Here is a 7,683-nt window from a genome sequence, read left to right as displayed (position 1 = left end):
TCGGCATGGGTGGCGTCGATCAGCATTTTCTTTGCCATTCATATATCTTTCGCGCGCCCCCCGGCACCCTGCCGCTGTTGCAAACAGCGCGGCAGAAAATCGGGCGGAGCGTATTGAGCGGGAAGCGGGCGCGGCGTCTGATGTGACCGGAAACGGGGCATGGCGCGGGGCCTGCCTGTCGTTTGCTGTCCACATCAGGGCGCGTTCCATCGCGTCTGTTACCTTTTTGGCTGCGGCATGGGCCACAGCGGTGAATCTGCCCCCGCACAGAAAACTGTGCCGCCGGGCCGGGTTTTCCGCGCGCCGCCTGCTGTCCGTATGTGGACAAATCAGGGGCAGCGCGCCGCGAAACTGTCTGCCACATGCAGCCACGGGTTGATCCGCGTGCAGGGCATGTTCGCAACATAAGTGCGTAAGCCGGTCAACTTCAATGGCAAAATGAATCGGTCGGTCTGGTTGGCCGGGTGGCAAGCCGCCGGGATTACGCAGATAGCAGCGGTTTCACACCGCCTTAACGATTGCGTCACGATGCTGTTGCATCCCCGTGGCAGGAAATCGGCAAAATCTGCGCCAAGGTATCGCGATGACGCTGATACGGATCAACGAAGGTCAGTTGCCTGATAATGCGGCACTTGCCGCAGCTGCCGCACTGCCTCAAGGGGCACCGGTGATCGTGATGATCCATGGCTTTCGCTTTTCCCCCGCCGCGCCTGATGCCGATCCGCACCGCCATATTCTGGCGCTGAACCCGGATCTGATCTCGCGCCGGGCAATGTCATGGCCGCGTGCGCTTGGCTTTGGCAGCCCGTGCGGCGAGGGTCTGGCCATCGCCTTTGGCTGGGAGGCGCGGGGCAGCCTGCGCTCGGCCTATCTGCGCGCGGATGCCGCCGGGCAATCGCTGGCGCACGGCATCGACATGCTGGCGCAGCGCGCGGGTCGTCCGGTGGCGATGATCGGGCATTCGCTGGGGGCGCGGGTGGCGCTGTCGGCGCTGCACCATGTCACCCCCGGCACGGTCAGCCGGGCCATTCTGCTGGCCGCCGCCGAATTCCGCTGCGCCGCCGCCAATGCCGTGGCCAGCCCCGCCGGTCAGCGGGCCGAGATTATCAACGTCACCTCGCGCGAGAATGATCTGTTCGATTTCGGCATGGAACTGTTGCTGGGCGGATTGCAGCGGCAGACGCTGGGCTTTGGTCTGGCGGAACCGGCGCGAAACTGGATCGACGTGCAGATCGACGATGCCGACACCCTGGCTGTGCTGGCGGGGCTGGGGTTCTGTATGGGCCGCCGCACCGCGCGCCTGTGCCACTGGTCGCCCTATCTGCGGCCCGGCGTGTTCGATTTCTATCGCACCGCGCTGCGCCAGCCATGGGCCGTGCCGCTGGGGTTGCTGCGTAGCGCGCTGCCGGTGCGACCAACGCCACGCTGGTCACGGCTGTTCGCGCTGCCATCGGATGTAACCGGGTTGCTGCGCGCCTGACTGGCCCGGCATCCCGGCCGCCCTCAGGCCCGCCCGGCGCTGCCCGACAGCAGCGACGGTTCGATCCCCTGCGCCCGCAAAGCCGAGGCCCATTTGCCATCATGCGCGCGCCCAAAGATCAGATCGTCGGCGCCTTCGCCGGTCAGCCAGCCGTTCTGCGCCATTTCCGCCTCAAGCTGGCCCGGCCCCCAACCGGCATAGCCAAGCGCCAGAAAGGCGGTGTCGGGACCGCTGCCATGGGCGATGTCTTCCAGAATGTCGCGGGTGGTGGTCATCGCCAGCCGCGATCCGATGCGCAAGACCCCCTCGGGGTCGGCACCGCCTTCGGGCACACGATGCAGCACAAAGCCGCGCCCCGGTTCGACCGGCCCGCCAAAACGCACCTCGATCCCGCGCGAACCGGCATCAGCGTCAATGCCAAGCTGTTCCAGCAGATCGGCGAAATCCAGTTCAGGCAGCGGGTGGTTCAGCACCAGCCCCATCGCCCCATCGACGGAATGCGCGCAGATCAACACCACCGATTTGGCAAAGCGGGCATCGCTCATGCCGGGCATGGCGATCAGCACCTTGCCGGTCAGGTTGGTTTCATCTGCTTTTGTGTTGTTTTCCATGCCCCCCAAGATCATCATTGCCCCGCCCTGTTGCAAGGGCTTGCGGTGATGTGACTTCACCCGCTGTGTCGTTGCGCCTATTGTTGCGGCATGAAACCCGTGATCCTGACCACTCTGCTGGCCTGCGTGGCCCTGCCTGCAATCGCGCAAGACGCGCTGCCCCCCGGCCTTGTCTCGGCCCGCCTGCTGCCCGGCTGGACCGATGCGCAGGGCCAGCGGATCGCCGCGCTGGAACTGGTGCTGGAACCGGGCTGGAAAACCTACTGGCGCAGCCCCGGCGATACTGGCCTGCCGCCCGAATTCGACTGGAGCGGGTCGGCCAATCTGGCCGCTGTCACCCTGCACTGGCCCGCGCCCGAGGCGATTGATTCCGAAGGCACCCTCACGCTGGGTTATCACGACCGGCTGATCCTGCCGCTGACCGCCACCCCGGTGGATGCGATGGCCCGCGTCGATCTGGCCGCCCGCATCGACCTTGGCCTGTGCGAAAATGTCTGCGTTCCGGCGCATCTGTCGTTGGCCGCGCCGCAGGCCGGGGCTGCGCCCGATCCCCGCATCAGCGCCGCCATGGCGCAAGTGCCTGCCCGCGCCGACGGGCCTGCGCCCGCCTGCACCCTGCGCCCGATCCGCGACGGGATGCAGGTGGCGCTGACCCTGCCCGGTGATACCGCGCCGCATATCGCAGCGATGGAACTGGCGGGCGATCCATCTGTCTGGGCATCCGGCGCGGTGATCGAAGGGCAGACCGTGACCACCGATTTCGTGCCGCTCACAGGCAAGCCCTTTGATCTGGACCCGGCGCAGATCGTGTTGACGCTTATTCAGCCGGATGGCGCGACCGAGTATCGCGGCTGCGCCCCGCAAGGCTGACCAGCACCGCCGCCAACAGCGCCAGCGCAACCACGCCCAGATACCACGCAAAAGCCTGCCCCGCCGATCCCGGCACCGGCCACCACGCGGGCAGCGTCACCCCCGCCGCCGGCAACAGCGTCACCGGCAGGATCGTCGCGGCAAAGCCAACCGCCGCGACGCCAGCCCCAACACGCAAAGGCCGCGACAATTCGGCGCTGTGCCAGCCACGCCGGAACGCCCGCCGCGCCTTGCCGATGTCATTGCCCACCGCCAGCACGGCGGGCACGACCAGCAGCACCACGATCATGCCAAACCCCAGCCCATAGGCCAGCGACACCACCGTAGGCTTTAGAAACAGCGCCTGCGACGAATGTTCATACAGCAGCGGTGCAAGGCCCAGAACCGTGGTGGCGGTGGTCAGCATCACCGGGCGAAAGCGTTCAGCCACGGCGTCGATCACAGCGGGGCGCAGCCCGCGCAAGGCCGCCTTTTCGTCAACGGCGGAAATCAGCACGATGGAATCGTTGATGATGATGCCCGACATGCCGACCAGCCCGACAACCGAAAACATCGTCATCGGCAGCCCCCACAAATAATGCCCCCAGATCGCACCAATCAGACCAAAGGGAATCACCGACATGACGATCAACGGTCTGTTCCACGAAGCAAAGATCCAGGCCAGCACCACATAGATGCCCAGCATCGCCATGGCGAACCCCAGCAAGGCATCGCCAAGAAATTCTTCCTCTTGCTCGGCCAGCCCGGTCATCTGGAAATCGACACCATAAACCGATGCGATCTCGGGCAGGATTTCGGCGCTGATCCGTTGCGTCAGGGTCGCCGCCGCGCCCGGATCGTCGCCAGCGATGTCGCCCGTGACAAGGATCATCCGTTGCCCGTTCTCGCGCCGGATAGTCGAGAACCCGGCGCGGGTGGTGACGGTGACAATATCGCCCAGCGGCACCCATTGCCCGCCGGGGGCGCGCAGCCGCATCCGGTCCAGAAAATCGCCGCGACGTTCCTGATCGGCCAGTTCCACCTGTATCGTGCCGCTGCGGGTGCCGACGGGAAAGGTCGCCGCCTCGATCCCGGCCAGACGGCGGCGCAATTCGGCGGCCAGCGCCTCGGTGGTAAAGCCAAGCGCACGGCCCTGCGGGGTCAGTTCCAGCGCCATTTCCTCTTTGTCCACCGACATCGAGTCTTCCAGCGCCGACACCTCGGGATAGGTGGCCAGCCGGGCCTTCAGCGCCTCGGCGGCGTCTTTCAGCCGCTGCGCATCCGCACCAGTCATCTGCACCGAAATCGCATCACCACCGGGGCCTGAGCGCGCGCCGCGAAAACTGATCTGTTCCAGCCGCGGATCGTCGGGCATCGCCTGCTGCACCGCCATCAGAAATTCGAAACTGGAATAGGGCCGCAGGTCGGTGTCGATCAGCTCGATCTGGATCGCGCCCAGCAGATCGGCGTCGATGGTTTCCGCCCCCGGCAGCGGGCGCCCCATATTGCCGCCGATCTGCGCGACCGTGTGAACCACCGGGTTCAGCCCATAGCGCGCCTCGTATTCGCGGCCCAGATCATCGACGGCGGCCTGCATCGCGCGCATCACCCGCAGGCTGTCGTCGCGGTCCGACCCCGGCAGCATGGCGAAATTGCCGCTGATCGACGATTGTTCGGGCGAATCAAAGAACCGCCACGGCACCTGGCCTGTCATCAGCGCGCCCGCCGCCCAGGCAAACAGCGCCAGCATCCCCGCCAACACCGGATAGCGCAACCGCCAGATCCCTGCCGTCGCCGGACGCATCACGGCCCGGATAAACCAGTCCAGCCCCCGGTTCGCCAGCCGCGAGGGCGCATCATACCAGCGCGGCTGACGGCTGGCGGCCAAAGCCTGCGCCATATGATGTGGCAGCACCAGCAGACATTCCACCAGCGAGGCAATCAGCACCAGCCCGACCACCATCGGAATATCGACCACCATCGTGCCGAACCGCCCGCCGATCATCATCAGCCCGGCAAAGGCGATAACCGTCGTCAGGGTCGAGGAAATCACCGGCGCCGCCATCCGTCTCACGGCGCGTTCTGCGGCCAGCACCGGCGGTTCGCGCAGCTTGCGGCCCCGGTAATCGGCATGTTCGCCGACCACGATGGCATCATCCACCACGATGCCCAGCGTCAGGATCAGCGCGAACAGCGAAATCATGTTCAGCGTCATGCCCAACGCATACATCATCGCAATCGCCGCCAGCATCGCCGCCGGAATACCCGCCGCCACCCAGATCGCGGTGCGCGCATTCAGAAACAGAAACAGCAGCCCCAGAACCAGCGCCAGCCCCATGATGGCATTGTCAACCAGCAGCGCCAGCCGCCCGGCGATCTGTTCAGCCCGCGCCCGCACCAGCGTCAGTTCCACCCCTTGCGGCAGGCCGGGGCGCATGTCGTCCAGCACGGCCTCGACCTCGCGCTGCATGGCGATGGCGTCGCCCGCGGCAGACCGCTGAACCTGCACGATCACGGCCGGATCATCGCCCACGAACATCGACACCGCCCGCGCCGCGCCCGAGGATGTGACCTGCGCCACATCGCGGATCAGCAGGTTCGCGCCATCCGCCTGCGCCCGCAGCACCAGTGCGCCCACCGCATCCGGGTCGCGCGCCTCGGCCCCGGTGCGCACCCGCGCCGCGCCGGATGCCACCTCGCCCGCCGGACGGGCCGTGGCAGCGGCCGAGATCACGGCGGCGATCTGCTCCATCGTCAGATCATGGCGTTCCAGATCGGCAGCGCGCAGCGTGACCAGCGTTTCGGGGGCCGCTACCCCGGCCAGCGTGGCGCGGGTGATGCCGCGCTGATACAGTCGGGTCAACAGATCATCGCCGAACCGGCCAAGCTGATCGACGCTGACCGGGCCAGAGATCACCACATCCGCCACCCCGTCACGCCACGCGCCACGGGTCAGTTCCGGTGTCTCGGTCCCGTCAGGCAGGCGACCGGCAGAATCGACGGCGGCTTCCACCTCGGTCATGGCGCGTGACATGTCCCAGCCGGGTTCGAATTCCAGCTGGAGACGCGCCGCGCCCTCGACCGCGCGCGACGTGGTGTTCGCCACCCCCTCGACCCCCATCAGTGCCGGTTCCAGCACACCGACGATGGCGCGATCCACGTCATCGGCCCCGGCCCCGTCCCATTGAACGGAAACGCTGATCGTCTGCACCACAGAATCGGGGAAATGCTGGGATCGCATTCGTGGCGCGGCCAGCAGGCCGGCGACGATCATCACCACCATGACGATATTGGCCAATGTGGCGTGGCGGGTGAATAACGACAGGATACCGCGCCCCGGCGGCACCTGGCTGCGGCCCCGGTCAGCCATTGCCCTGCCCCGCGCCCTGCCGGGCCTGCCGCCCGTTGCCGGACGGCGCGCCGCTGCCTGCCTCCTCTGCCTCATCCACCGGGGCCGCCGCGTCGCGCACCCGGATACCCGTGCCCAGCTGGGGCGCGCGTTCGGCCACGATCCGTGCACCGGCCAGCCCCTGCGGCACAGCGATCAGCACCTGATCGCCCTGACGCCGCAGCACCTGGACCACCACCGAAGATAAGCGCCCGCTGTCATCAGCCACCAGCACCGTCCCGTCACCCCCCAGCGCCGCCGAGGGGATCGCCGCCGCATCCTCCAGCGGCGGCTCGGCAATCGCGACCGATACGAAATCACCGGGGCGCAGGCCCGACTGGCTGCCCTCGATCCGGGCAAAGACCGTGCGGCCCGCCGACCCTTGCGCCACGGATGCCGCCGCCCGGTCCAGCACCGCAGGCACCGCGATCCGCCCCGCCGAGCCATCCAGCATGACCTGAACCGGCGTGCCAGCCAGCCCGCCCGGTGCCGCCGACAGCCGCGCGAACTGATCCAGCGACAGGATAATCTGCACCTCTAACGCCGCCGGGTCGATCAGTTCGGCCAGTTGTTCATTGACCGACACCAGCCCGCCCTCGGACGCGGTGACATTGGTGATCTGCCCGTCGAAGCCCGCGAAAATCGCCGTCTGATCCAGCGCGCGCCGCGCTTCGGACAGGTCGATCCCGGCGCGGCGCAGGCTGATGGTGGCCGAATCCACCGCCGCTTCGGCACTGGCCAAGGCCGAGCGACGCGACAGCACCGCCTGATTGGCGGTCGAGGCCGCCAACCGCACCGTTTCCGCCTCGGCGCTGGTGCCAAGACCACGCCCGGCCAGTTGTTCCTGCCGCGCCACCGCCGCGCGGCGCAGCGCCGCCTGTTCCTCGGCCGCGGTCAGATCGTCGCGGGCGATGCCAACGGCGTTCTGCGCCTCGGCCAGAACCGCCGCTGCGGCCTCATGCGCGGCCTCGGCCACGGCGACCTGCGCCTGCGCCGGGGCCGGGTCGATGCGCAGCAGGAACTGCCCGGCGGACACGGTGCCACCTTCGTGCATGGCCGGGTCAAGCTGAACGATCCGCCCCGCCGCCTGCGCCCGCAACTGAACCGAGCGGCGGGCCTGCACGGTGCCAAACACCTCGATCACCGGGGTCTGCACCTGCGGCACCAGCGCGACCAGCCGCGTGGTGAACACCTGTTCCGCCACCGGCCGACCGCCCCCCGGCCCCGCGCGGCGCGTCTCAAGCGCCTGCCACAACTGAAACCCCGCCAAAAACAGCAGGGCAACCGTCAGGGCGGCAATCGCCAGCCCGCCAAGACTGCGGATCAGAAAGCGCATAAAACCTCGTTTGCCCGAT

At 67.6% G+C, this 7,683-nt stretch carries 5 protein-coding genes; 2 read left to right on the top strand and 3 right to left on the bottom strand.

Annotation, left to right across the window (positions count from 1 at the left end):
* The first annotated feature begins 583 nt into the window (after positions 1-583).
* Positions 584-1,480, top strand: a complete 897-nt coding sequence (locus tag Q4G22_RS05515; protein WP_303384902.1) for an alpha/beta fold hydrolase — start codon at positions 584-586, stop codon at positions 1,478-1,480.
* Positions 1,481-1,503: 23 nt separating this feature from the next.
* Here Q4G22_RS05515 and Q4G22_RS05510 read toward each other — a convergent pair whose 3' ends face one another.
* Positions 1,504-2,091 carry a YqgE/AlgH family protein gene (locus Q4G22_RS05510; protein ID WP_303384901.1) on the bottom strand — a complete coding sequence of 196 codons (588 nt, stop codon included), beginning with the start codon at positions 2,089-2,091 and terminating at the stop codon, positions 1,504-1,506.
* Between the two features lie 90 nt (positions 2,092-2,181).
* On the opposite strand from Q4G22_RS05510, the gene Q4G22_RS05505 reads away from it, so the two are divergent.
* A complete protein-coding gene (locus Q4G22_RS05505; RefSeq protein WP_303384900.1) occupies positions 2,182-2,961 on the top strand; it encodes a protein-disulfide reductase DsbD domain-containing protein in 780 nt (259 codons plus the stop codon).
* Here the strand turns inward: Q4G22_RS05505 and Q4G22_RS05500 are convergent.
* Complete coding sequence (locus tag Q4G22_RS05500; RefSeq protein ID WP_303384899.1) at positions 2,909-6,310, bottom strand: efflux RND transporter permease subunit; 3,402 nt, start codon at positions 6,308-6,310, stop codon at positions 2,909-2,911. The two genes, Q4G22_RS05505 and Q4G22_RS05500, sit on opposite strands and share 53 nt — an antisense overlap.
* Positions 6,303-7,664, bottom strand: coding sequence for an efflux RND transporter periplasmic adaptor subunit (locus Q4G22_RS05495; protein WP_303384898.1), 1,362 nt, complete (start codon positions 7,662-7,664; stop codon positions 6,303-6,305). Before Q4G22_RS05495 ends, Q4G22_RS05500 begins: the two co-directional genes overlap by 8 nt.
* Positions 7,665-7,683: the final 19 nt, after the last annotated feature.

The organism is Paracoccus sp. (in: a-proteobacteria) (genome assembly GCF_030538655.1).
In the GTDB taxonomy this organism is placed as follows: Bacteria; Pseudomonadota; Alphaproteobacteria; order Rhodobacterales; family Rhodobacteraceae; genus Paracoccus.
This window is presented reverse-complemented; position numbering and strand designations above follow the sequence as displayed.

Coding starts and splice junctions, on each gene's coding strand:
- Q4G22_RS05515 (WP_303384902.1), top strand. CDS start 584: ATGACGCTGATACGGATCAACGAAGGTCAGTTGCCTGATAATGCGGCA.
- Q4G22_RS05510 (WP_303384901.1), bottom strand. CDS start 2,091: ATGGAAAACAACACAAAAGCAGATGAAACCAACCTGACCGGCAAGGTG.
- Q4G22_RS05505 (WP_303384900.1), top strand. CDS start 2,182: ATGAAACCCGTGATCCTGACCACTCTGCTGGCCTGCGTGGCCCTGCCT.
- Q4G22_RS05500 (WP_303384899.1), bottom strand. CDS start 6,310: ATGGCTGACCGGGGCCGCAGCCAGGTGCCGCCGGGGCGCGGTATCCTG.
- Q4G22_RS05495 (WP_303384898.1), bottom strand. CDS start 7,664: ATGCGCTTTCTGATCCGCAGTCTTGGCGGGCTGGCGATTGCCGCCCTG.